The sequence below is a fragment of the Streptomyces sp. NPDC042638 genome (assembly GCF_040647235.1).
Classification (GTDB): Bacteria; Actinomycetota; Actinomycetes; order Streptomycetales; family Streptomycetaceae; genus Streptomyces; species Streptomyces rameus.
In genome coordinates, this window is sequence record NZ_JBEZBT010000018.1 from 94,797 (window position 1) to 118,149 (window position 23,353).

25 protein-coding genes and 1 riboswitch are annotated in these 23,353 nt (G+C 73.0%); of the genes, 8 read left to right on the forward strand and 17 right to left on the reverse strand.

Going from position 1 to position 23,353, the window contains the following annotated elements:
• Window positions 1-711, forward strand: a complete 711-nt coding sequence (locus tag AB0B40_RS17280; RefSeq protein WP_345054242.1) for an ABC transporter permease — start codon at window positions 1-3, stop codon at window positions 709-711.
• 41 nt (window positions 712-752) lie between these two features.
• Window positions 753-1,196, forward strand: coding sequence for a hypothetical protein (locus AB0B40_RS17285; protein WP_345054244.1), 444 nt, complete (start codon window positions 753-755; stop codon window positions 1,194-1,196).
• Here AB0B40_RS17285 and mug read toward each other — a convergent pair whose 3' ends face one another.
• The 8 genes from mug to AB0B40_RS17325 form a co-directional block, all read right to left on the reverse strand.
• The gene (gene mug, locus AB0B40_RS17290) at window positions 1,197-1,685 is read right to left on the reverse strand and encodes a G/U mismatch-specific DNA glycosylase (RefSeq protein ID WP_345054247.1); all 489 of its coding nucleotides are present in this window, start codon (window positions 1,683-1,685) and stop codon (window positions 1,197-1,199) included. It abuts the gene before it with no gap.
• A gap of 80 nt (window positions 1,686-1,765) precedes the next feature.
• A complete protein-coding gene (gene purB / locus AB0B40_RS17295; protein ID WP_345054249.1) occupies window positions 1,766-3,208 on the reverse strand; it encodes an adenylosuccinate lyase in 1,443 nt (480 codons plus the stop codon).
• 213 nt (window positions 3,209-3,421) lie between these two features.
• The gene (locus AB0B40_RS17300) at window positions 3,422-4,210 is read right to left on the reverse strand and encodes an SGNH/GDSL hydrolase family protein (protein WP_362264312.1); all 789 of its coding nucleotides are present in this window, start codon (window positions 4,208-4,210) and stop codon (window positions 3,422-3,424) included.
• A 76-nt stretch (window positions 4,211-4,286) separates the two neighbouring features.
• Window positions 4,287-5,306 carry a hemolysin family protein gene (locus AB0B40_RS17305; protein WP_345054255.1) on the reverse strand — a complete coding sequence of 340 codons (1,020 nt, stop codon included), beginning with the start codon at window positions 5,304-5,306 and terminating at the stop codon, window positions 4,287-4,289.
• The gene (locus AB0B40_RS17310) at window positions 5,303-6,682 is read right to left on the reverse strand and encodes a hemolysin family protein (RefSeq protein ID WP_345054257.1); all 1,380 of its coding nucleotides are present in this window, start codon (window positions 6,680-6,682) and stop codon (window positions 5,303-5,305) included. Before AB0B40_RS17310 ends, AB0B40_RS17305 begins: the two co-directional genes overlap by 4 nt.
• Window positions 6,683-6,847: 165 nt before the next feature.
• Complete coding sequence (locus tag AB0B40_RS17315; protein WP_362264340.1) at window positions 6,848-7,315, reverse strand: GNAT family N-acetyltransferase; 468 nt, start codon at window positions 7,313-7,315, stop codon at window positions 6,848-6,850.
• Between the two features lie 95 nt (window positions 7,316-7,410).
• Window positions 7,411-9,987 carry an ABC transporter permease gene (locus tag AB0B40_RS17320; protein WP_362264314.1) on the reverse strand — a complete coding sequence of 859 codons (2,577 nt, stop codon included), beginning with the start codon at window positions 9,985-9,987 and terminating at the stop codon, window positions 7,411-7,413.
• Between the two features lie 4 nt (window positions 9,988-9,991).
• Window positions 9,992-10,804: an ABC transporter ATP-binding protein gene (locus AB0B40_RS17325; protein WP_345054260.1), complete on the reverse strand. Its 813-nt coding sequence runs from the start codon at window positions 10,802-10,804 to the stop codon at window positions 9,992-9,994.
• Between the two features lie 118 nt (window positions 10,805-10,922).
• On the opposite strand from AB0B40_RS17325, the gene AB0B40_RS17330 reads away from it, so the two are divergent.
• Both AB0B40_RS17330 and AB0B40_RS17335 read left to right on the forward strand, forming a co-directional pair.
• The gene (locus tag AB0B40_RS17330; RefSeq protein ID WP_345054263.1) at window positions 10,923-11,165 is read left to right on the forward strand and encodes a toxin-antitoxin system HicB family antitoxin; all 243 of its coding nucleotides are present in this window, start codon (window positions 10,923-10,925) and stop codon (window positions 11,163-11,165) included.
• Window positions 11,166-11,382: 217 nt separating this feature from the next.
• Complete coding sequence (locus AB0B40_RS17335; protein ID WP_345054266.1) at window positions 11,383-11,757, forward strand: fic family toxin-antitoxin system, toxin component; 375 nt, start codon at window positions 11,383-11,385, stop codon at window positions 11,755-11,757.
• Between the two features lie 106 nt (window positions 11,758-11,863).
• On the opposite strand, the gene AB0B40_RS17340 is transcribed toward AB0B40_RS17335, so the two are convergent.
• The 4 genes from AB0B40_RS17340 to bioB form a co-directional block, all read right to left on the reverse strand.
• A complete protein-coding gene (locus AB0B40_RS17340) occupies window positions 11,864-12,556 on the reverse strand; it encodes a class I SAM-dependent methyltransferase (protein WP_362264317.1) in 693 nt (230 codons plus the stop codon).
• A 149-nt stretch (window positions 12,557-12,705) separates the two neighbouring features.
• On the reverse strand, window positions 12,706-13,422 hold the full coding sequence (gene bioD, locus AB0B40_RS17345; protein ID WP_362264319.1) for a dethiobiotin synthase: 717 nt from the start codon (window positions 13,420-13,422) through the stop codon (window positions 12,706-12,708).
• A gap of 1 nt (window position 13,423) precedes the next feature.
• On the reverse strand, window positions 13,424-14,704 hold the full coding sequence (locus AB0B40_RS17350) for an adenosylmethionine--8-amino-7-oxononanoate transaminase (protein ID WP_345054275.1): 1,281 nt from the start codon (window positions 14,702-14,704) through the stop codon (window positions 13,424-13,426).
• Window positions 14,697-15,959 (reverse strand): biotin synthase BioB, encoded by a 1,263-nt coding sequence (gene bioB, locus AB0B40_RS17355; RefSeq protein ID WP_345054277.1) that lies wholly within the window; start codon window positions 15,957-15,959, stop codon window positions 14,697-14,699. The genes AB0B40_RS17350 and bioB overlap by 8 nt, the downstream gene beginning before the upstream one ends.
• A gap of 147 nt (window positions 15,960-16,106) precedes the next feature.
• Between bioB and AB0B40_RS17360 the strand changes: the two genes are divergently transcribed.
• Window positions 16,107-17,234, forward strand: coding sequence for an 8-amino-7-oxononanoate synthase (locus tag AB0B40_RS17360; RefSeq protein WP_362264321.1), 1,128 nt, complete (start codon window positions 16,107-16,109; stop codon window positions 17,232-17,234).
• Window positions 17,235-17,301: 67 nt separating this feature from the next.
• On the opposite strand, the gene AB0B40_RS17365 is transcribed toward AB0B40_RS17360, so the two are convergent.
• Window positions 17,302-17,523 (reverse strand): DUF397 domain-containing protein, encoded by a 222-nt coding sequence (locus AB0B40_RS17365; protein WP_345054282.1) that lies wholly within the window; start codon window positions 17,521-17,523, stop codon window positions 17,302-17,304.
• Between the two features lie 9 nt (window positions 17,524-17,532).
• Complete coding sequence (locus AB0B40_RS17370; RefSeq protein ID WP_345054285.1) at window positions 17,533-18,393, reverse strand: helix-turn-helix transcriptional regulator; 861 nt, start codon at window positions 18,391-18,393, stop codon at window positions 17,533-17,535.
• A 212-nt stretch (window positions 18,394-18,605) separates the two neighbouring features.
• On the opposite strand from AB0B40_RS17370, the gene AB0B40_RS17375 reads away from it, so the two are divergent.
• Window positions 18,606-19,064: an ATP-binding protein gene (locus AB0B40_RS17375; RefSeq protein WP_345054288.1), complete on the forward strand. Its 459-nt coding sequence runs from the start codon at window positions 18,606-18,608 to the stop codon at window positions 19,062-19,064.
• A gap of 1,387 nt (window positions 19,065-20,451) precedes the next feature.
• Here the strand turns inward: AB0B40_RS17375 and AB0B40_RS17380 are convergent.
• The 3 genes from AB0B40_RS17380 to AB0B40_RS17390 all read right to left on the reverse strand — a co-directional run bounded on the left by AB0B40_RS17380 (window position 20,452) and on the right by AB0B40_RS17390 (window position 22,450).
• Entirely contained in the window at window positions 20,452-20,925 is a 474-nt protein-coding gene (locus AB0B40_RS17380) for a C40 family peptidase (protein WP_345054291.1), read from the reverse strand.
• A 2-nt stretch (window positions 20,926-20,927) separates the two neighbouring features.
• Window positions 20,928-21,066: riboswitch (cyclic di-AMP (ydaO/yuaA leader) on the reverse strand.
• A 435-nt stretch (window positions 21,067-21,501) separates the two neighbouring features.
• Entirely contained in the window at window positions 21,502-21,807 is a 306-nt protein-coding gene (locus AB0B40_RS17385) for a hypothetical protein (protein ID WP_345054293.1), read from the reverse strand.
• Between the two features lie 7 nt (window positions 21,808-21,814).
• On the reverse strand, window positions 21,815-22,450 hold the full coding sequence (locus tag AB0B40_RS17390) for an ATP-dependent Clp protease proteolytic subunit (protein ID WP_362264324.1): 636 nt from the start codon (window positions 22,448-22,450) through the stop codon (window positions 21,815-21,817).
• Between the two features lie 86 nt (window positions 22,451-22,536).
• Between AB0B40_RS17390 and AB0B40_RS17395 the strand changes: the two genes are divergently transcribed.
• Both AB0B40_RS17395 and AB0B40_RS17400 read left to right on the forward strand, forming a co-directional pair.
• Entirely contained in the window at window positions 22,537-22,821 is a 285-nt protein-coding gene (locus tag AB0B40_RS17395; RefSeq protein WP_362264326.1) for a type II toxin-antitoxin system Phd/YefM family antitoxin, read from the forward strand.
• Between the two features lie 226 nt (window positions 22,822-23,047).
• Window positions 23,048-23,350 (forward strand): urease subunit gamma, encoded by a 303-nt coding sequence (locus tag AB0B40_RS17400; RefSeq protein ID WP_161286821.1) that lies wholly within the window; start codon window positions 23,048-23,050, stop codon window positions 23,348-23,350.
• The last annotated feature ends 3 nt before the right edge of the window (window positions 23,351-23,353 follow it).

The following is a 23,353-nucleotide window of genomic DNA, read 5'->3' on the forward strand; positions in this document are numbered from 1 at the left end:
ATGTCCTTCGCACCCGCGCTCCACGCCGAGTGGATCAAGATCCGTACGCTGCGTTCCCTGCTGGGCGCCCTCGCCGCGATCCTTGTCGCCACGGCCGCCTTCTCGGCGCTCGCCTCGGCCGACGCGGACGGCTCCGACCCGCTGTTCTCGGTGTTCTTCGGCGTCAGCTTCGGGCAGATCGCGGCGATCGCCTTCGGTACGACGGCCGTCTCGTCCGAGTTCCGGGGCGGCGCGCTGCGGCTGACGCTCTCGGCGGTGCCCGACCGGGGGCGCTGGTTCGCCGCGAAGGCGACGGCGATCGCCCTGCCGGCGCTGGCCGTCGGGCTGTTCACCGGTTTCGTCACGCTCCTGGCGGGCCGGGCGGTCCTCGGGGCGTCCGCGCCCGGCTGGGCCGAGGGGGTCCGCGGCGCCGTCGGCTGCGGTCTGCACCTGACGCTGATGGCCCTGTTCGCCGCCGGACTCGCGACCGTGCTGCGCAGCGGGGTGGCGACCCTCTCCGTGCTGATCCCGTTCCTGCTGATCGTGTCCTTCGTCGTCGGCGACGTGTCCGGCGGTGTCGCCGACTTCCTCCCGGACCGGGCCGGTCAAGTGGCCCTGCACAGCGCCCGGCAGGGCACGCTGGGCCCGTGGAGCGGGCTCGCGGTGACGGCGCTGTGGGCGGCGGCGGCCCTGCTCGGCGGCTGGTGGCGCCTCGACCGCGGGGACGCCTGACGGCCCGCCAATTGTCAGTGGTGCCCGCTTTACTGGATCTCATGGACATCGCGAAGTGCCTGGCCGTCATCGACCTGCTGTGCGCCCGGGGGTTCCCGACGGCGCACGGCGGGACGGAGCACGGCGAGAGCGGGCCCGGCTATCACATAGCCGTTTTACGGACGAGCGGTGACTTCTGGGAGGACGACGGCACGGGCCGGGAGGAGACGGCGGCCCAGTTCGAGGCCGACCGCGACGGCCTCGCGGAGCGGCTCACCGGCCGCTGGGGGCCGCCGCAGCGCTTCAGCCTGCGCAGCGCCTTCGGCCGGGTGATGGAGGGCGAGGCCGTCGAGGAGCCGTGGGCCGAGCTGAGCGAGCACGTGCCCGACATCCACCTGTGGCAGACACCCGGGGCGGACCGATGGGTCGCCCTCGGCGTGTCCTGTGGGTACGAGGAGCTTCCGATCCGGCTCCTCGGCATAGTGACCGAGACCGACCCGCCCTGATCAGCCCTCGGCCGCCTCCCGCAGCCGCGCGTACTCCGCCGCCATCGTGGCCGCCGTCCAGTGCGCGTTCAGCCCGCTGGGGTTGGGCAGCACCCACACCCGCGTGTCCCCGATCGTCCGCTCCTGCGGGCCGACCCGGGCCGTGCGGTCACCGAAGGCGGCCCGGTACGCGGTCACGCCGACCACCGCCAGCCACCCCGGCCGCAGCCGGGTCACCTTCTCCTCCAGCAGCCGGCCGCCCTCGACGTACTCCTCGGCGGTCAGCTCGTCCGCCCGCGCGGTGGCCCGCGCGACCACGTTGGTGATGCCGAGCCCGTACGTCAGCAGCTCCCGCTGCTCGGCCGGCTTCAGCAGCCGGGGGGTGAAGCCGGACAGGTGCAGCACCGGCCAGAACCGGTTGCCGGGGCGGGCGAAGTGGTGGCCGGTCGCCGCCGTCATCAGACCGGGGTTGATGCCGCAGAAGAGCACATGGAGGCCGTCCGTGACCACGTCCGGGACGAGACGGCCGCGGGCGGCCTCCAGTTCCGCCTGGGTGAAGCGGGGGGAGCGGGCTGAGCGGGGTGCGCCGGTCAGAGGATCGCTCCGGGGGTGTAGCCGGCGGCCTCCGGGTGCTGCTTGACGATCTCTTGGATCCGGCCGACGACCACGCCGACCTGGTCGGCGGCGGCACCGGTGAAGGAGAGCTTGTCGGCCATCAGCGCGGTCAGCTGCTCGCGGTCGAGCGGCAGCCGCTCGTCGGCGGCGAGCTTGTCGAGCAGGTCGTTGCGCTCGGCGCCCTGCTCGCGCATCGCCAGCGCGGTGGCGACCGCGTTCTCCTTGATCGCCTCGTGCGCGACCTCGCGGCCGACCCCGGAGCGCACCGCGCCCATCAGCACCTTGGTCGTCGCCAGGAACGGCAGATAGCGGTCCAGTTCGCGGGCGATCACCGCGGGGAAGGCGCCGAACTCGTCGAGCACCGTCAGGAACGTCTCCAGCAGGCCGTCCAGGGCGAAGAAGGCGTCGGGGAGGGCCACCCGGCGGACCACCGAGCAGGACACGTCCCCCTCGTTCCACTGGTCGCCCGCCAGCTCACCGGTCATCGAGGCGTAGCCGCGCAGGATGACCATGAGGCCGTTGACGCGCTCGCAGGAACGGGTGTTCATCTTGTGCGGCATGGCCGAGGAGCCGACCTGGCCCGGCTTGAAGCCCTCCGTGACCAGCTCGTGCCCGGCCATCAGCCGGACCGTCTTGGCCAGCGACGACGGGGCCGCCGCCAGCTGCACCAGCGCGGTGACGACCTCGTAGTCCAGCGAGCGCGGGTAGACCTGGCCCACCGAGGTGAAGGCCTGCGAGAAGCCCAGGTGGTGTGCGATGCGGTGCTCCAGCTCGGCGAGCTTGGACGCGTCGCCGCCGAGCAGGTCCAGCATGTCCTGCGCGGTGCCGACCGGGCCCTTGATGCCGCGCAGCGGGTAGCGCGCGAGCAGCTCCTCGACGCGGCCGTGGGCGACTAGCAGCTCGTCGGCGGCCGTGGCGAAGCGCTTGCCGAGGGTCGTCGCCTGCGCGGCCACGTTGTGCGAGCGGCCGGCCATGACTAGCTCGGCGTACTCCCCGGCGAGCTTGCCGAGGCGCGCCAGCACGGCCACCGTGCGGTTGCGCATCAACTCCAGCGACAGCCGGATCTGCAGCTGCTCGACGTTCTCCGTGAGGTCACGGGAGGTCATGCCCTTGTGCACGTGCTCGTGCCCGGCGAGGTCGTTGAACTCCTCGATCCGCGCCTTCACATCGTGCCGGGTGACCTTCTCGCGCTCGGCGATCGAGGCGAGGTCGACGGTGTCGAGAACGCGCTCGTAGTCGGCGATCGCCTCGTCCGGCACCTCGATGCCGAGGTCCTTCTGGGCCCGCAGCACGGCGAGCCAGAGCTGTCGCTCCAGCCTCACCTTCTGCTCGGGGGACCAGAGCGTGGCGAGCTCGGCGGAGGCGTAGCGTCCGGCGAGGACGTTCGGGATTCGGGGCTTGGCGGGCGCAGCAGTCACGTGTCCAGAGTCTACTGGCGGTTTGTGCAGGCCAGCGCCACGCCTCTGTTCGGAGGAAGCTACGAGACGTCCGCCACCCCGTCCGTGCCCGCCCGCTCGGCCGGCACGTCCGCGGGGCACGGCCCCGGCGCGTACCGGCAGACGCGTACCGGCCGGCGCGTACCGGCTGGCCGGCGTCCTTCCGCGCACGCCGGAGACCGGCAGGGCGGGAGGCTAGGCCCGGCTCTCGTAGGGCAGCAGCTCCGGCCGCTTGGGCGGCAGGCCGTCGCCCGAGGAGCGCCCGGTCAGCCGCCGGCCTATCCAGGGCAGCAGGTGCTGCCGGGCGAACCGCGCGTCGGCCACCCGCCGGCTCGTCCAGCCGGGCGGGAGGGTGGCCGCCATCGGCACGTGCCACTCGGCGTCCTCCGGCTCGTACCCGAGCGTCTGCCACACCGCCTCGGCGACCCGGCGGTGCCCCTCCGCGGTCAGATGCAGCCGGTCGACGTCCCACATCCGGGGGTCGGCCAGCGCGGGCGCGCCGTACAGGTCGACGACCAGGGCGCCGTGCTTGTCCGCCAGCTCGTCCACGCAGGCGAACAGCTCCTCCATGCGCGGCCGGAACCGCTCCAGCACCGGTCCCTGGCGGCCGGGGCTGCGCATCAGCACCAGCTGCCTGCAGGAGGGCGCCAGCCGTTCCACGGCCTCGGTGAGCAGGCCGCGGACGCGGCCCATGTCGCACTTGGGGCGCAGGGTGTCGTTCAGCCCGCCGACCAGCGTGATGACGTCGGCGTCCATGGCCGCGGCCGGCGCCACCTGTTCGTCGACGATCTGCCGGATCAGCTTCCCCCGCACGGCGAGGTTGGCGTACCGGAACCCGGGCGTGCGCGCGGCCATGCGCGCGGCGAGCACATCGGCCCAGCCTCGGTAGGAGCCGTCGGGCAGCAGGTCCGACATGCCCTCGGTGAAGGAGTCGCCGACCGCGACCAGGCTGGTGTACGGGGGAGGTGTGGGATTCGTCTGCATGGCGACAGAGATGGTATCCCGGCGCCATACCCGCCGGTCGGTCGCCCCGGGATCCACCGCCGCCCCCGGAGGGGTGTCACCCGGGAGCCGGCTGGCCGAACAGCTGTCGCAGCACGTCCTCCATGGTCACCAGGCCCGCCAGCCGTCCGTCGTCGCCGAGCACGGCGGCCAGGTGCGTCCGGCTCGCCCGCATCGCGGTGAGCACGTCGTCCAGCGGGGTCTCGGCCCGCACGCGCGCGATGGGCCGCATGTCCCGCAGCCGGAACGGCATGTCCCGCGGCGAGGCGTCCAGGGCGTCCTTGACGTGCAGATACCCCACGATCCGGCGGTTGCTGTCGACCACGGGGAACCGGGAGAAGCCCGACTCGGCCGACAGCCGCTCCAACTGCTCCGGGGTGACGCCCAGGCGCGCGTAGACCACCCGCTGCAGCGGTACGACGACGTCCCTCACCGGCCGGCTGCCCAGCTCCAGGGCGTCGTGGAGCCGTTCCTGCGCCCGGTCGTCGATCAGGCCCGCCTCACTGGCGTCCTTGACGATCTCGGCCAGCTCGGTGTCCGTGAAGGTGGCCGCGACCTCGTCCTTCGCCTCGACCCGCAGCAGCTTCAGCAGCCCGTTGGCGAAGGTGTTGACCGTGAAGATCACTGGGCGCAGGGCCCGGGACAGCGCGACCAGCGGCGGACCCAGCAGCAGCGCGCTGCGCACCGGTTCGGCCAGCGCGATGTTCTTGGGCACCATCTCGCCGAGCAGCATGTGCAAGTACGTGGCGAGGGACAGCGCGATCGCGAAGGACACGGCGTGACCGGTGCCCGGGGACACACCCACCGCGTGGAACACCGGCTCCAGCAGATGCGCGATCGCCGGCTCGGCCACCACACCCAGTACCAGCGTGCAGAGCGTGATGCCGAGCTGGGCGGCGGCCAGCAGCGCGGACACGTGCTCCAGGCCCCACAGCACGCTGCGCGCGCGGCGGTCGCCCTCCTGGGCCAGCGGCTCGATCTGCGAGCGGCGCACGGAGATCAGCGCGAACTCCGCGCCCACGAAGAAGGCGTTGACGACGAGGGTCGACAGGCCGATCAGCAGCTGTACGCCGGTCATCGCGTCCCCTCCCGTGTCCCGTGGGTCCCGCGCGCCCCGCGGGCCTTCTCGGCCCCGCGGATCCGTTCGTCGTCCAGCGGCGCGTGCAGCAGCACGCGGGCGGCCCGGCGGCCCGAGGCGTCGACGACGTCCAGCCGCCAGCCGGCCACCTCGACGCTGTCCCCGACGGCGGGTATCCGGCCCAGCTCGCTGGCGATCAGGCCGGCCAGCGTCTCGTACGGCCCGTCGGGCACGCGCAGGCCCACGCGCGCGAGCTGGTCGGTGCGGGCGGAGCCGTCCGCCGAGTACAGGGCCCGGCCCTGCTCGTCCGCGCCGGCGGGGGCGAGGTCGGGCGTCTCGTGCGGGTCGTGTTCGTCGCGCACCTCGCCGACGACCTCCTCCACGATGTCCTCCAGGGTGACCACGCCGGCCGTACCGCCGTACTCGTCGATGACGACGGCCATGGTGCGCTTGCCGGAGAGCCGGTCCAGCAGCCGGTCCACGGTCAGCGACTCGGGCACCAGGAGCGGCTCGCGCATCACCTGGGCCACCGTGCGGTGGGGCCGCTGGTCGGCGGGGACGGCCAGGACGTCCTTGATGTGGACGGTGCCGACGACCGAGTCCAGGTTCCCCCGGTAGACCGGGAACCGGGACAGGCCGGTGGCCCGGGTGGCGTTGGCGACGTCCTCGCAGGTCGCCTGCATGTCCAGCGCGACGACCTGGACGCGCGGGGTCATCACGTTCTCTGCCGTGAGGTCCGCCAGGTTCAGGGTCCGGACGAACAGCTCGGCGGTGTCCGCCTCCAGCGCGCCCTTCTTGGCGGAGTGCCGCGCGAGAGCGGCCAGCTCCTGAGGGCCGCGCGCGGAGGCCAGTTCCTCGGCCGGTTCGATGCCGAGCCGGCGTACGAAACGGTTGGCCGTGTTGTTCAGGTGCGTGATGAAGGGCCGGAAGGCCGCGCTGAACCAGCGCTGCGCGCTGCCCACCCGCCTGGCCACGGTCAGCGGCGAGGAGATGGCCCAGTTCTTGGGCACCAGCTCGCCGACGACCATCAGGAACACCGTCGACAGGGCGGTGCCCAGCACCAGCGCTATCGAGCTCGCCGTGGTCCGGGACAGGCCCAGCGCCTGGAACGGTCCGGCGAGCAGCTTGGCGATCGACGGCTCGGCGAGCATGCCGACCACCAGGTTGGTGACGGTGATGCCCAGCTGGGCGCCGGAGAGCTGGAAGGTCAGGTTCCGTACGGCCTTCAGGGCGCCCGAGGCACCGCGCTCACCGCGCTCGGCGGCCCGCTCCAGCTCGCCGCGGTCCACCGTGGTCAGCGAGAACTCCGCCGCCACGAAGGCACCGCAGGCCAGTGACAGCAGGATCGCCACCAGAAGGAGGAGCACTTCGGTCATCGGGTCACCTCCGTCCCATGATCGGACAGGGCAGAGGAGAACGCGCGGTGTCGCGGACCGGGAGGCTCGCCCATGGGCGGACGCTCACAACCTTTCACAGAGGGCCGAGTGCTCCCTCCAGGGTAAAGGATCGGCAAAAAAGCTCGGGCGGGAGTCCCTCCGCTCTCAGTCGGTGAGCGGCTTCACCCAGCGCCGCCACTGCTCCTGCGGCCCGTACCCGGCCGAACGCCAGGCGTGGTGCGCCGTCTCGTTGCGGACCAGCACCATCGCGTCCGCCCGCCGCCCGCCGAGCCGTGCGAACCGTTCCTCGGCGGCGGCCACCAGTGCCGAGCCGATGCCCTGCCGCCGCCGCCGCGGATCCACCGCCAGCCGGTACAGATGGCACCGCCAGCCGTCGAAGCCGGCGATCACCGTCCCCACCAGCTCGCTGCCCGACTCGGCGAGGATCAGCGCCTCGGGGTCGCGGGCGACCAGCCGTTCCACTCCGGCGCGGTCGTCGCTGATGCTCGTCCCCTCGGCGGCCGTCCTCCAGAACGCGAGGACGGCATCGAGGTCGTCGGGGACGGCGGCACGTACACGCAGATCGGTCATCCGGCCATCGTGATCACGAGCGGTCCGCGCCGCGCCCGGAATTCCGTGATGCGGACTCCTCCCTCATGACCGACATCGGCGTCCGTCCCGCGTCAGTCCGTGTCAGTCCGTGTCCTGACGCGGCCGGCCGTGGGCGGTCACTCGTGGGCGATCGCAGCCAGCACGTTCATCCGCGACGCCCGCAGTGCCGGCAGCAGGGCCGCCACCACGCCCACCACCGCCGAGCCGATCACCACCGCCACGATCGTGCCCCAGGGGACCGCGAACGCCGTCAGTCCGCGCAGCGCCAGCACCTGCTGCATGCACACGCCCCACACCAGCCCGAGCGCCAGCCCCAGCACGGCCCCGAACACCGCGATCACCACCGACTCCAGCCGGATCATCCGGCGCAACTGCCGCCGTCCCAGCCCGATCGCCCGCAGCAGCCCGATCTCCCGGGTCCGCTCCACGACCGACAGGGCGAGGGTGTTGACCACGCCGAGCACGGCGATGACGATCGCCAGCCCGAGCAGGGCGTACACCAGGTACAGCAGCACGGCGATCTGGTCGTGCACCAGCTCCTTGTAGTCGGCCTGGTCGCGCACCTGGACCTGCGGGAACGGCGTGAGCGCCCGCTCCAGGCGGGCCCGCAGATCCGTCGCCCGGGTGCCGGGGGCCGCATTGACGTAGAGAGCCGAGTCCTGTCCGTCCGGCGCGTACCTCTCCAGGGTCGCCAGTCCGAAGAAGATGCCTCCCTGGGTGCCGAACCCCTCGGCCGACTCCTGGTCGGTCAGTGCGCCGACGGTGAGTTCCGCCCGTCTTCCGCCGGGGAACTCGACCGGCAGCACACTGCCGAGGCGCACGCCGTGGTCATCGGCGTAGCCGGCGTCCAGGGCCAGGTGCCCGTCGGCCAGGGCGGCGGCCGAGCCGCCCCGCGCGTACGTCAGGTGCGCGACGTCGTCGAGCCGCGGGCCGTACCCGGCGGCGGTCGTGATGACCCGTCGGCCGTCCGGCAGGCGTACGGCGACGGGCGTGAGCCGCTGCCGCACGACGAGCCCCACCCCGCCGGTCGCAGCCACACGGTCCGCGATCCGAGGGGTGAACGGTGTGAAGTTGGCGTTCTGGACCACGAAGTCGGCGCCCAGCGTCCGGTCTATCTGCCGGTCGAACGACGCGGACATCGAGGCGCTCGCCACCGACATCCCGCCGACCAGGGCCAGGCCCACCATCAGCGCGGCGGCCGTGGCGCCGGTCCGGCGCGGATTGCGCAGGGCGTTGCGCTGGCTCATCCGGCCGACCGGGCCGAACAGCGCGGGGAAGGCCGCGCCCAGCACCCGGATCACCGGCCGCACCAGCAGCGGCCCGGCGACCACGGTCGCGATCAGCGTCAGGGCGACACCGATGCCGAGCAGCGAGGCCGCCTGCGCGGTCCGGGTGGCCGCCGCGCACCCGGCCAGCGCCGCCGCGCCGACCGCCCCGACCACCGCCCCGGCGATCGCCCGCACCCTCAACGGCCTGCCCAGCCCGGCCACTTCGGCGACCCCGTCGCTGGCGAGTGCCGCCATCGGGGAGACGGCCGCCGCGCGCCGGGCCGGCAGATAGGCGGCCACGAAGGTGACGCCGAGGCCGACGACGTAGGCCGCGACGGGCGTACCCCAGCCGATCACCGGCCGCGTGCCCTCCAGGTTCATCCCGAACGCGCTCACCAGCCGGATCAGCCCGTACGCCAGCCCGACCCCGGCGGCCAGCCCCAGTGTCGAGCCGACCAGCCCCAGCAGCAGGGCCTCGGTGAGCACCGAGCGCCGTACCTGCCGCCGGTCCGCGCCCAGCGCCCGCAGCAGCCCCAGTTCGCGGGTGCGCTGGGCGATCAGCATCGAGAACGTGTTGACGATCAGGAAAACGCCCACCAGGAGGGCGACGCCGGCGAAGCCCAGCATGACGTACTTGATCACGTCGAGAAAGGTGCCGAGGGTGGCCGCGGCCGACTTGGCCTGTTCACCGGCGGTCTTCAGGTCGTACGTCCGGGTGCCGAGCACCGCGCCGATCCGGCGCTTGAGTTCGGCGTCGGACACGCCCGGCGCCGCGTCCGCCGAGACGCTGGTCGCCTTCGCGGACGAGCCGAGCAGTTCCCGGCCGGCCACCGCCGGGTCCAGGTAGAGCAGGGCCGCGCCCGGGTTGGCCGTGGTGAAGGTGGCGACGCCGACGACCCGGACCCGGAACGTGCCGGGCTGGGCCTGCACGGCCAGCGTGTCGCCGATCCGCACCCCCTTGCGCCCGGCGGTGTCGGCGTCCAGCAGTGCCTGCCCGGGACCGTGCGGGGCATGACCCGAGGTGAGCCTCACCGGACTGTGCCGGGTGACGTACCAGGCCCTGGCGATGGTCGGGGCGCCGGTGGTCGGGCCGACGGATTTGTTGTGGCGGTCGACGACGACGGCGTTCTGCACCGAGACCTCGGCGCGGGCCGCCGCCACCCCGCCGACCTTCGCCACCCGCTCCCGCAGCGCGGCGGGCACCGTCTGCACCGTACCGCTCATCCGGTTCGAGCCCAGGTCCTGCTTCGGCTGGACCGTCACATCGGCCGCGGTGGAGGCGAACAGCCGGTCGAAGGTGCGGGCGACGGTGTCGGAGAAGATCAGGCTGCCCGCGACGAACGCCACGGACAGGATCACGGCCAGCGCGGACAGCGCCAGCCGCCCCTTGTGCGCCAGGAAGCTCCGCAGGGTCGCCTTGAGCACCGGGTCAGCCCTCCTGGGCGGCGCGTCCGTCGCCGGACGGTCCGCGGATTACGTCGAATCGTTTCATCCGCTCCAGCACCGCATCCGCCGTCGGCTCGCACAACTCGTCCACGATCCGCCCGTCGGCGAGGAAGACCACCAGATCGGAGTGGGCGGCGGCACCCGGATCGTGAGTGACCATGACGACGGTCTGCCCGAGGTCGTCCACCGCGCCGCGCAGAAAGCCCAGCACCTCCAGACCGGCCCGCGAGTCCAGATTGCCGGTCGGCTCGTCGGCGAAGATCAGTTCGGGCCGGGAGGCCAGCGCCCGCGCGCAGGCGACCCGCTGCTGCTGGCCGCCGGAGAGCTGAGCGGGCCGGTGCCCCAGGCGATCGCGCAGTCCCAGGGTGTCGACGACCTGGTCCAGCCACCGCGGGTCGGGCTTCCGGCCCGCGATGTCCATCGGCAGGGTGATGTTCTCGGCCGCGGTCAGGGTCGGGATGAGGTTGAACGACTGGAACATGAACCCGATCCGGTCCCGCCGCAGCCGGGTCAGTTCCCGCTCGCGCAGCCCCGTGATCTCGGTGCCGCCGAGCCACACCTGACCGGCCGAGACGGTGTCGAGGCCCGCGAGGCAGTGCATGAGCGTGGACTTGCCGGAGCCCGAGGGGCCCATCACGGCGGTGAACCGGCCTCGCGCGATGTCCACGTCCACCGTGTCCAGGGCCAGCACGGCCGTCTCACCGGAGCCGTACGCCTTGGTCAGCCCGCGGGCGCGGGCCGCGGTCCCGCCGTCCGGTCCGCGGCCGGGTGCGTGCTGCGCAGCAGGTGTCGACAAGGCCGCCTCCCGGTCGCCTCTACTCCCGTCCGGGGCGAGCGTAAGGGACACCCGCGGCCCGGCGCAGCGCATCCGTGCGCCCTTGCCGACGCTAGCGTCCCGGCGCTAGCGTCGAGGCATGGCGAAGACCCAGCTGAACGTGCGCGTGGACGAGGACACCGCCCGCGCGGCCCGCGAGCGCGCCCTGGCGCGCGGCATGAGCGTCAACCGCTACATCGAAGAGCTGGTCAGACAGGACGCCGGAGAGGCGGGCCGCACCTTCGTCGAGGCCGCCGCCGACTTCATGAGGCAGTACGAGTCCGTGTTCAGCGAGGAGTTCGGCGAGGCGCGCGGCACCGGCGCGGGCGGCGACCGCCGTTGAGCCGTGCGGCGCTTGTGGGCCGTGCGGGAACTTGCCGGAGCTTTCCGGACCTTGGGAACCTTGCCGGACCTTGGGGCCTTGCCGGACCTTGGGGCCTTGCCGGACCTTGGAAGCTTGCCGGACCCTGGGGCCTTGCGGCCGATCCCTCCGGCCTGCTCTCCTGAGGCGTGATCCGCCGAAACCGCTTCCCTGAAGCCGATCTCTCGAAGCCGATCCCTTGAACGAACTCAGCATCGACCTCCCCTGGCTGCTCATGCTCGCCGAACAGAAGACCCCGGGGGACCCGCAGGTCACCGACTGGGGCGCGCTGGTCGCCGCCGTCGCCCGGCACCGGGCCGAGATATTCGGTGTGCCGGTCTACGACACCCCGCAGACCAGGGCCGCCTCCCTGCTTCAGCTGCTCATCCACGTACCGGCGCTGGAACGCTCCAACGCGCTGTTCGCCTCCGCGGTCGCGTACGCGTATCTGGTGGCCAGTGGGGAGAAGGTGGTCACCACACCCGAGCAGGTCCGGGACCTCGCCCGGCTGGTGAAGGACGGCGCGGCGGGCGTCGACGACATCGCGCGCGAGCTCCGCCGCTGGAGCCGCTGAGCGAGAGGCCCGCTGGAGCCGCTGACGCGAACCGGGCCGCTGGAGCGGGTGGTGTGAACCGGTTCGCTGGAGCGGGTGGTGTGAGCCGGGTCGCCCGAGCGGCTGATCAGTGCTCGCCCGGTTCGTCCGGTCGCCAGGCGACTCCGAGCGCGCAGTAGGAGGTCGGCAGCGTCGGCCCCCGCTCCGGCAGCAGCACGCGCCGGTGCGGTCCGAGGCGGAACCCGGCCTCGCGCAGTGCGGCGACCGGCTCCCGGGCCAGATGGCAGCCGCCGTTCAGGACCGGCCACAAGGTGCGGTCCAGGGTGTGCTGGGTCAGCGTCATCACCCGGCCGCCGCCCCGCCCGTGTTCGAAGAAGCGCACCTCACCGCCGGGCCGGAGCACCCGCCGTACCTCGCCGAGCGCCCGCGTGACGTCCCGCACGCTGCACAGCACCAGCGACAGCACGGCCGCGTCGAACGCCTCGCTCTTGACCGGCAGGGCCTCCGCCGCCCCCGGCACCACGTCCACCGGCACCTGGGCGCGCAGCGCGGCCTCCAGCGCCAACCGCCTGAGCCGCGGCTCCGGTTCGATCGCGACGACCTCCGCGACCGCCCCGGGGTAGTGCCGGAAGTTCAGCCCGTTGCCCGCGCCGATCTCGATCACGCGTCCGGACAGCCCGGCGAGGAGCCGCTCCCGCACCCCGGCCATCCCGAGCCGGTGTTCGACGCCGACGCTGATCCGGGCGTAGTAGCGGGCGAACAGCGGATGGTGGACGGGACCCCGCGCCGCCTGGCCGGAACGGGTGGACAACAGCCGCATGGCAACCTCCCTGGACAGGACGTCCTGGGAAGAGTGTCCCCCGGGACGCCCCGGAACACCCCCCAGCCCTCGGCATGTCCCTGCGGGGCCGGTCCCGCACGGACGCCGCGGGGCGGGTGACGCCGTCCCGCCGCGTCACCCGGACGGGGCTACGGCGCCTCGCGCACCCCGAACGCCTCCGCGTCCCAGGTCCCGTCCAGCCGCGGAGCGAGCCAGCCCGGCGCCGCCGTGCGGAACTCGGCGGGCGGCAGCGCCCCGGCCCCGGCCGGCAGCGCGCCGAGCAGCGGGGCGGCGGCGACCTCGGGCAGGTCGGCCACGTTGCAGCGGGCGGCCAGACCGGGGTCGCCGGGCCAGCTGCCGATCACCACTCCGGCCAGTTCAAGCTGTCGGACCCGCAGTTCGCGGGCCGTGAGCTCCGTGCTGTTGAGGGTGCCGAGCCCGGCCCGCGCCACGACCAGCACCGGCGCGTCCAGCAGCCGGGCCACGTCGGCCAGGGTCCCGCCGTCCGCGTCGAACCGGACGAGCAGCCCGCCCGCCCCCTCCACGAGCACCAGATCGTGCTCGGTGGCCAGCTTGGCGGCCCGCTCGGCCACCTGCTGCGGGCGCACCGGCGCCATGCCGGCCCGCCGGGCCGCCGTACCCGGCGCCAACGGCTCGGGGAAGCGCGCCACTTCGGCGGCCGTGACCGGGCCCGCGAGCCGCGCGACCTCGTCCGCGTCGCCGCGCTCGTCCGGTCCCACACCCGTCTGGGCGGCCTTGAGCACGGCCACCGAACGCCCGGCCGCGAGCGCCGTGGCGGCGACGGCGGCGGTGGTGACGGTCTTGCCGACCTCCGTGTCCGTTCCCGTGATCACCAGTACCGGCATGTCATCCCTCCCGTGCCGCGGCGCACACCGCGCGCGCGATCCGTGCCACGTCCTCGTCCGAGGTGACGTACGGCGGCATCGTGTAGACCAGGTCGCGGAACGGGCGCAGCCACACGCCCGCCCGCACGGCGGCGTCGGTGGCCGCCCGCATGTCGACGGCGTGGTCGAGCTGGACCACCCCGATGGCCCCCAGCACGCGGACGTCCCGCACGCCGGGAACACCGAGCGCCGGCGCCAGGCCCTCCCGCAGACCCGTCTCGATCCGCTTCACCTCCGCCGGCCAGTCCTGCCCCAGCAGCAGCTCCACGGAGGCGCAGGCCACGGCCGCCGCCAGCGGGTTGCCCATGAACGTCGGGCCGTGCGCGAGCACCGGCACCTCGCCCCGCGAGATGCCGTCGGCGACCCGCGGGGTGCACAACGTGGCTGCCATCGTCAGATAGCCGCCGGTCAGCGCCTTGCCCACGCACATGACGTCCGGGGTGACGGCCGCGTGGTCCGCCGCGAACAGTGCGCCGGTGCGGCCGAAGCCGGTGGCGATCTCGTCGAACACCAGCAGCACGTCGTGCGCGTCGCACGCCTCGCGCAGCACCCGCAGATAGGCGGGGGAGTGGAAGCGCATCCCGCCCGCGCCCTGCACCACCGGCTCCACGATCACGGCGGCCAGCTCGTCCGCGTGCCGTGCGATCAGCTCGCGCAGCCGCTCGGCGTACGACTCCTCGTACTCGGCGGGCGGCGCGTCCGCGAACACCTGGCGCGGCAGCACGCCGGACCACAGCTCGTGCATCCCGCCCTCGGGATCGCACACGGACATCGGCTGCCAGGTGTCGCCGTGGTAGCCGCCGCGCCAGGTCAGCAGCCGTCGCTTGTCCGGCCGGCCGAGCGAACGCCAGTACTGAAGGCACATCTTCACGGCGACCTCGACCGACACCGACCCGGAGTCGGCCAGGAAGACGTGTTCCAGACCGTCCGGCGTGATGTCGACGAGGAGCTTCGCGAGCCGGACGGCGGGCTCGTGCGTGAGTCCGCCGAACATCACATGGCTCATCCGGTCCAGCTGCCCGCGCGCGGCCTCGTTGAGGACCGGGTGGTTGTATCCGTGGATGGCCGACCACCACGACGACATGCCGTCGACCAGCTCCCCGGAGCCGTCCGCCAGCCGCAGCCGGACCCCGCTCGCCGCCTCCACGACGAGCGGTTCCGCCCGGCCGGGCATGGGGCCGTACGGATGCCACACATGGCGCCGGTCCAGTTCCAGCAGCTCCGGCACCCCGAGGTCAGGCATTGGGCGCGAGATCCGTTCCGGCACCTCGGCGGCGGACGGCGACGAGATCGGTGCGCGCCTCGCCGGCCGCGGGAACGGCGCCTGCGGGAACGGCGGCCGCGGGGACACCGGCCGCGGGAACGTCGGCAGTACCGCAGACGCCGCCGCCCTCGTGCGAGCCGCAGCCCGCGCCCTCGTGCGAGCCGCAGCCCGCGTCGGCCCGGGAGCCGCAGCCGGTGCTCGCGTGCGACCCGCAGCCGCCCGCCTCGCCGGCCCGGTGCTCCGGCAGCGTGACCTGGTCGGCGCCCTCCACCTCGAAACCGGCGTCGGCGATCATCTCCAGGTCGGCCTTGCCCGCCTGGCCCTCGCTGGTCAGGTAGTCGCCGAGGAAGATCGAGTTGGCCAGGTGCAGCGCCAGCGGCTGCATGGTGCGCAGGTGGACCTCACGACCGCCGGCGATGCGGACCTCCACGTCCGGGCAGACGAACCGGACCATCGCCAGGATCCGCAGGCAGCGCTGCGGGGTGAGGTTCCACTCCTTGGCCAGCGGGGTGCCCTCGAACGGGATCAGGAAGTTCACCGGCACCGAGTCCGGATCCAGCTCGCGCAGCGAGAAGACCACGTCGACGAGGTCCTCGTCGGTCTCGCCCATGCCCGCGATGAGACCCGAGCAGGCGGACAGACCAGCCGCGTGCGCCTTGTGCACCGTGTCCACCCGATCGGCGTACGTGTGGGTGGTGGTGATCTCCCCGTACGTGGACTCGGAGGTGTTGAGGTTGTGGTTGTAGGCGTCGGCGCCGGCCTCACGCAGCCGCTCGGCCTGGCCGTCGGAGAGCAGGCCGAGGCAGGCGCAGACCTCGACGCCCTCGTTCTGCTCCTTGATCGCCTCGATGGTCCGCGAGACCCGCTCCACGTCGCGGTCCGTCGGGCCGCGCCCGCTGGCCACCAGGCAGACCCGCTTCGCGCCGCCCGCGAGGCCCGCGGCGGCGGCCTGGGACGCCTCGTCCGGCTTGAGCCAGGTGTACTTCAGGATGTCGGCCTTGGAACCGAGCCGCTGGGAGCAGTAGGAGCAGTCCTCGGGGCACAGACCGGACTTGAGGTTGACCAGATAGTTGAGTTTCACCCGTCGTCCGAACCAGTGCCGGCGCACCTTTCCGGCCGCGGTCACCACGGAGAGCAGGTCGTCGTCGGAGGTGGCCAGCACGGCGAGCGCTTCCTCGCGGGTCGGCAGCTCGCGCCGAAGCCCCTTGTCCACCAGCGTGTTCAGCAGGTCCATGAGGTCCGATCCTGTCCTACGGAACCGTCCCGGGCCAAGGAGACTTCGCACAACACAGACGGTTCACCGTGTGGGTATCGCCACACACCGGGTGGCCGGTCGTACCGCTAGGGTCTGTCCGCTACCTACAAAAGCACCGGAGGACCCATGGTGTTCGGCTGGATCGACGAGCAGGCCGAGGCGCGCCGCCGCGCCGGACTCGTCCGCACCCTGCGTCCGCGCCCCGCCGAGTCGCCGCTGCTGGATCTGGCGAGCAACGACTACCTGGGCCTGGCCCGCCACCCCGAGGTCACCGAGGGGGCGGCCGGGGCCGCCCGGACCTGGGGCGGCGGCGCCACCGGCTCCCGGCTCGTGACCGGCACCACCGCACTGCACGGGGAGCTGGAGCGGGAACTGGCCGCTTTCTGCGGCTTCGAGGCGGCCCTGGTCTTCTCCTCCGGGTACGCCGCCAACCTGGCCGCGGTCACCACGCTGGGCCCGCACGGCTCGCTGATCGTCTCCGACGCGGGCAACCACGCCTCCCTCATCGACGGCTGCCGGCTCGCCCGGGGCGAGACGCAGGTGGTCGGGCACGCCGACCCGGAGGCCGTGCGCAAGGCGCTGGGCGCCCACGACGGGGCGGCGATCGTCGTCTCCGACACGGTGTTCTCCGTCGACGGGGACAGGGCGCCGCTGGCCGCGCTGGCCGCGGCGGCCCGGGAGCACGGCGCGGGGCTGGTGGTGGACGACGCCCACGGACTCGGTGTCCTGGGCGACGGGGGCCGGGGCACGGCGCACGCGGCCGGACTCGCGGGCGCGGACGACGTGGTCGTCACCGCCACCCTGTCCAAGTCGCTGGGCAGTCAGGGCGGGGTGGTGCTCGGCCCGGCCCGGGTGATCGACCACCTGGTCAACGCGGCCCGGACGTTCATCTTCGACACCGGCCTGGCGCCGGCGGCGGCCGGTGCCGCGCTGGCGGCGCTGCGGCTGCTCCGGCGCGAGCCCGAACGGGCGGCGCGGGCCCGGGAGGTGGCCGCGGACCTGCACGCACGGCTGACCGCCGCGGGTCTGGAGGCGGTACGTCCGGACGCCGCGGTGGTCTCCGTGCGGGCTCCCTCCCCGGAGCAGGCGGTGCGCTGGGCGGCCGACTGCCGGTCGGCGGGCCTGGCCGTGGGCTGCTTCCGTCCTCCCTCCGTGCCCGACGGCATCTCACGGCTGAGGCTGACCGCCCGAGCGGACCTCTCCGGGGCCGAGATCGAACGCGCTGTACGAGTCATCGGCGAAACGCGACCATGAGTCGGCGTGACACGGCCGTGTGTCGCAGGAGTGTGCCCGAGTGTGTAGAGATCCTGATCGATTCTGATCAGAGTGTGGTGACGAAACCCGCCCAGCTGGCGGGGGAGAAGAGCAGCGCGGGCCCGGCGGGGGCCTTCGAGTCGCGCACGGCGAGCAGTCCGGCCGCGGGGCCGGAGCGCGGCCGGGCCGTCTCCACGCAGTTGTTGGCCCCCGTGCTGTAGCTGCTGCGCAGCCAGCGCACGTGGAGCAGGTCGGTACTGGCAGGGACGTTCCGAGGCAGAGCTGACATGGTGCCTCCTTACGCGCCGTCACCTATCCCGGCGATGTAGTCCAACGATTCTTCGGGGGAAAGGGCGTGGGACTGAAGAGTGCTGAAGGCCTCGGAGTAGGCCACCAGGTCTTCTTTCCGCTCCAGGTAGAGGCTACTCGTCAACTGGTCTAGAACCACCACGTCCAGATCAGAAGTGCTCGGAAATGAGAAAATAACGAAAGGCCCGGTGAGGCCGACATGGGCTCCCGCCGCGAAGGGCAGCACCTGGAGCCGTACCTGGGGCAGACGGGCGGCCTCCGTCAGCCGTCGCAGCTGCCGGGCCATCACCCCGGGACCGCCGACCTCGCGGCGCAGCACCGCCTCGTCCAGTACGGCGCTCAGCACCAGCGGCGGGTTCGAACGCAGCACGTCCTGCCGGGCCAGGCGCACCTCCACCAGCGTGTCCAGGCGGTCCTCGGCCAGGCCCTTCACCGCCGCCCGGGTCACCGCGCGGGCGTACTCCGGGGTCTGCAGCAGACCGGGCACGACCGTGGTCTCCAGGGTGCGCATCGCGCTCGCCTGCGACTCCAGGCTGATGAAATCGCGGTACGTGGGCGGCAGCACCCCGCGGTAGGCGTGCCACCAGCGGTGCCTGCCACCCGCGTCCTCCGACCCCGTCAGCATCAGCAGCAACTCGCGCAGGTGCCTGTCCCGCACCCCGTAGGCGTCGAGCAGTAACCGGAGATCGGCCGGTTTCACACCGCTGGCGCCCGTCTCGATGCGGCTCACCTTCGACTGGTGCCAGCCGACCAGCCGGGCCGCCTCACCGCTCGTGAGCCCGGCTTCGGTACGCAGCGTGCGCAGTTCGGCGCCCAGTTTGCGGCGGCGCACCGCCGGACCGTTCTGCATGGCTCCTCCTTACTCCTGACGGACCACCCAAATACGGTCCGGCGTCGCAGATTTCACCGCATCGAGCGACAGATATATGCATATCTTGGTGGATCGCACCCCGTGGCGGGCCCAGTGGTGGCAGTCTGACGGGCAAGCACCAGTCCGGGACCGTACTCGAACCCGCCGCCGTATGTCGGACCGCGGTCCCGTGGGAAAGGGACGACGTCGACATGGCAGACCATCTGGAAGCATCCGTCACTCTGCCGAGCGATCCCGCCTCGGTCTCCGCCGCCCGCTCCTACGTCGTGGGCACCCTGGCGGAGTGGGGCCTGCCGTCGGACACCGACGTGGCGGACACCGTGCGCCTCATCGTCTCCGAACTCGCCACCAACGCCGTACAGCACACCTTCGGGCAGTCACCCACCTTCACGGTCGACCTCGCGCTGCACCATGACGAACACCTGCGCATCGGCGTCACGGACAGCCACCCCCGCTTCCCGAAAAGACTGCCCGCCGCCGTCCAGCAGGACAACGGGCGCGGCATGGTCATCATCCGATGTCTCACCGCGGAGTGCGGCGGCAGACTCCGCGTCCGCCCCACCCGCGAGGGCGGCAAGACGGTCTCCATCGAACTCCCCTGGGCGGTCCCGGCGGCACCGGTTCCGGCGGGGCGACCGCAGGAGCCGTAGGCCCGCGCGCCGGGGCACAGGGACACAGGGGGACAGGGGCACAGGGCAGTAGGCGGGAGGTTGCCGGACCGGCATGCCGAGGCCGACGAACCCTGGAGCCGGAGCCCGGCCCGGACGCCGCCCACATGCCTCCACTCCGGCCGGCCGAGCCGATCACGCGTCCCCACATCCCTCAGCGGGCGGCACCTGCGGCGGCCCACTCCTCGGCAGAACCACCCCTTCCCGCCCAGGCGACGGCCCGAGGCCCCCAGCAGTGCACGGAAGGCGTCCGGGGCCGACTTCTCCACGTTTGCGGCGGCATGCCCCCGGGATCGTGCGGCGCCGAGTTCCGGCAGCCGGCACGGTCGGCGGCCCGCGCCACCGCCTCCGGTACGGCGCTCAGCCCCGGTCCGCACCGACGAGCGCGCACACCACGGGCTACCCCAGGGGCCGGCACCAGCAGCCCCGCGTGGCCGCCGCCCCGGCGAGCAGGGCCTCGATCTCCCACAGGGCGGCATGGTCCGGCGTCATGCCGACCGGCCGGCTCCGCCGGTCGCAGCGCGCCGCCGCCACGCCCACCCCATCGACCGCCACCGCGGTGCCCCTGGCCGGCGGGGCGTGGTCGGCGGCCGAGAGCCGCAGGACGTCGGGGTGCGCCCGGAAGGCGCTCGGCGCGGGGGGTGGCCGGGACGGACCCCGGCGGCCGGTGCCTGGCGGCCGGGAGGTGCCCAGCCGTAGCACGCCCGGGTCGGCCCGGCGGGGTTGGTGGCTGTGCGGGCCCCGGCGCCTCCGGTGACCCTGGCCGGGTCCTGGCCGGGTGGGGCGTGGTCGGCGGCCGGGAGCCGTGGGGCGTCGGGATGCGTCCGGAAGGCGCTCGGCACTGGAGGGCGGCGGGCGGATCCTGGCGGCCGGGAGGTGCCCGGCCGCGGCAGGCTGGGTCGGGTCGGGTCGGTTGGGCTGGTGGCTGTGCGTTGCCCTGTGGCCCGCGGTGGCCCCTGCTGGTGGGCGGGTTGGCGGTCGGGAGCCGTAGGGCGTCGGGATGCGCCCGGAAGGCGCTCCTCGCGGGGGCGGAGGGCGGCCCCCCCGGCGGCCGGGGAGGTGCCCAGCGGCAGCAGGTCCGGGCGGGCAGGCGGGGCCGGTGGCCAGCCGGGGCCACCGTGGCCCCTGCTGGCGGGGCGTGGCAGGCGGCCGTGGGACGTCGGGATGCGCCCGGTGGAGCGCGCTCCGCGCCGGAGGGCGGCCCGGCGGCCGGGGAGGTGCCCAGCCGCAGCAGGCCCGGGTGGGACCGGGCGGGGTCGGTGGAGGGGCGGGCCCCGGGCCGCCCGCGGGCTTCAGGCGGGCGCCGGGGATGCGCTGACGGGGCGGGGAGCGGCCCGGCTGCTGGAGCCGCTCCTGGCCTGGCGGCGGGTCAGCTCACCCGGCCGTACCACACACTCCTCGTCCAGATCTTCTGGAGCCTGACCACGTCCCCGGTCCTCGGGGCGTGCCAGATCTTCCCGTGGCCGGCGTAGATGCCGACGTGGTACACGCTGGAACCCGAGTGGAAGAACACCAGGTCGCCGGCCTTGCGGCTGCGGGCGGAGATGTGGTGGGTCTTGTTGTACTGCTGGGCGGCGGTGCGGGGCAGCTTCTTGCCCGCCTTCTTGAACGAGTAGAGCGTGAGCCCCGAGCAGTCGAACCTGCGCGGCCCGCTGGCGCCCCAACGGTACGGGGCACCCTTCTTGGAGGCCGCGACCTTGAGGGCTTTCGTCGCGATGGTCGCGGCGGAGGCGTCGGTGGCGAGACCGGGCACCGCGATCGAGCCGCCCACGGCGGCGAGGGTGAGAGCCGAGGCCGTGCCGGCCCGGGCCATCAGCGACGGGACACGATTGAGCGCAGTCATGCGCAACCCTTCGTCAGCCGCCTGTGAAGGATGACCTGTCGGATTCGGGCTGGCGAAGTTGCCCGGCCGCGTTGCCGCGGCTTCACCCCAAGGGCTGCTCGGAGCATCCGCCCGTCTGTGTCGAACAGACGGACATCCGGTTCCGGCGACCCGTCTTGCCTGGGTCCTCCACTCCTGCCGATCCACTCCTGTCGACCGGTCGTCCGGGCGGCGGCAGGACTCGGCGTCCGCCCGGACCGCCCCGCCGCGGTGGCGGGGGCTTGTCGTCAGACAGGGATCTTGACGCACGACGATAAGAAAATCCCAACGGAACCGGGGATTTGTGGCGTTACTCACCACTCGCCCGTTCGGGTGGACGCTGCTCTGTTCGAGCGTTCGTCAATTCCCCGGCGTAGCCCCGGACCTGGGGAAAAGGGCTTCCCGGCGATACCCGGGCCCACGCGGTGCGCAACTCGGGAGCCCCGGAAAACGATCTGGATGTCCACCGGTCGGCGGTACGTCGTTCGGGCCGTTTCAAGTCCGGTCCGAACGACGCGTGTCGACGCGCGGGTGCCGACGGCCCGCCGGCTGTCCGCCTCAGTCCACGCCGTCGGGCGGGAGCGCGACGCGGGCGGCCCGGCGTTCACCGTCCAGCACCCGCAGCGCCCGTGCCAGCGTGTCCCCGTGCAGCTCCGTCTCGCCCCGCCGGTGCATCAACGCGAGCGCGTCCCTCAGCTCTGCCGCCTTGCGCACCAGGGCCTGGGCCGCACGCAGTCCGGCGTAGGTGTCACCGTGCCTGGCGGGGTTGATGCGCCCCAGCAGGTCGACCGCCTCCAGGTAATGGTCGATCAGCTCGCCCTCGGCGCTGGTCAGAGCGGGCAGCGGGGGAAGTTCCGGCAGCATGGGCGGCTCACCTCGCGTGCGGTGCGCCGGGCGTGTCCCGGCGGCTGGGCACGATGCCGTCCACCAGACCGTACGCGAGCGCCCCGGAGGCGTCCAGGATCAGGTCACGCTCCAGATCCTCGTGGACCTGCCCGGCCGTGCGACCCGTGTGCCGGACGAGCATCTCCTCCAGCGTCGCCCGGACCCGGGACAGCTCCTCGGCCTGGATCAGGAGGTCGCTGGGCCGGCCGCGCACCGGCTCCGGCAGCGCGGGCTGTTCCAGCACGATCCGGGCGCCGGGCAGCATGAACCGCTTGCCGGGGGCGCCGGCCGCGAGCAGCACCGCGGCACAGGCCGCGGCCTGTCCCAGGCAGTAGGTCGCGACGTCACAACTGACGTACCGCATCGTGTCGTAGATCGCCGCCATGGCGTCGAAGGAGCCGCCCGGCGAGTTGAGGTACAGGGTGATGTCCTGGTCCGGGGCGGCGTGTTCGAGGTACATGAGCTGGGCCGTCACATCGCTCGCCGCCGCGTCGTCGACCGGGGTGCCGAGGAAGACGATCCGGTCCTCGAAGAGCTTCGCGTACGGATCGAGGGTGCGCACGGCGGCCCCGGTGCGCTCGGTGAACTCGGGCAGGACGTGGCGGGCGGACGGTCGGGTCATGGACATACCCCTCCTCGCGACGAGGCCCCTGTGGGCTCGACTTCTGTAAAAAATGTACAGGACGTACGTGACGTTATGATGGGGGTATGGCCTACGAGATTCCGGTGACGCAAGCCAGGGCTGAGCTCGCCGACCTGATCAACCGGGTGGTGTACGGCGGTGAGCGCGTCGTCGTCACCCGGCACGGCAAGCCGCTGGTCGCGCTGGTGTCGGCCGCCGACCTGGAGCGGCTCGACGCGCTGGACGGGCAGGCCGCGGAGCAGGAGCAGGTCGTCAGTTCGGTGTCCAGGGTGCGCGAGGCCGGTTCCGTGCCGCGCGAACAGCAGCGCTTCGGGATCGCCGCCGAGCACCGGAGGCCGGGCGCCTCCTAGGGCCCGTCTCTGCGGGAGCCCATCGGGCGGTCATGAGTGCATCAAGGGCTGGTTTAACGTCGTTGAAACTCCGGCGTTCTAGCCTGCCGTTCCATGTCACCAGGGGTTTTTATACCCGGATTTGCGGATGATCCGGGGATTTGTCTGTGTGTTACATCTATCCCCGTCGCGGTGGCTGCGGCAACCGGACCCCGCACGGTCCGGAGCAAGGACTGTGAGGTGGGACGTGCAACTGACCCCGCATGAACAAGAGCGGCTGCTCATCCACGTGGCGGCCGACGTCGCCGAGAGGCGCCGGGCCCGCGGGCTCAGGCTCAACCACCCGGAAGCGGTCGCCCTCATCACGTCGCACATCCTGGAGGGCGCGCGGGACGGCCGCACCGTCGCCGAACTGATGTCCTCCGGTCGCAAGATCCTTACCAGGGACGACGTCATGGACGGGATCGCGGAGATGATCCACGACGTCCAGGTCGAGGCCACCTTCCCGGACGGCACCAAGCTCGTCACCGTCCACGAGCCGATCATCTGAGGC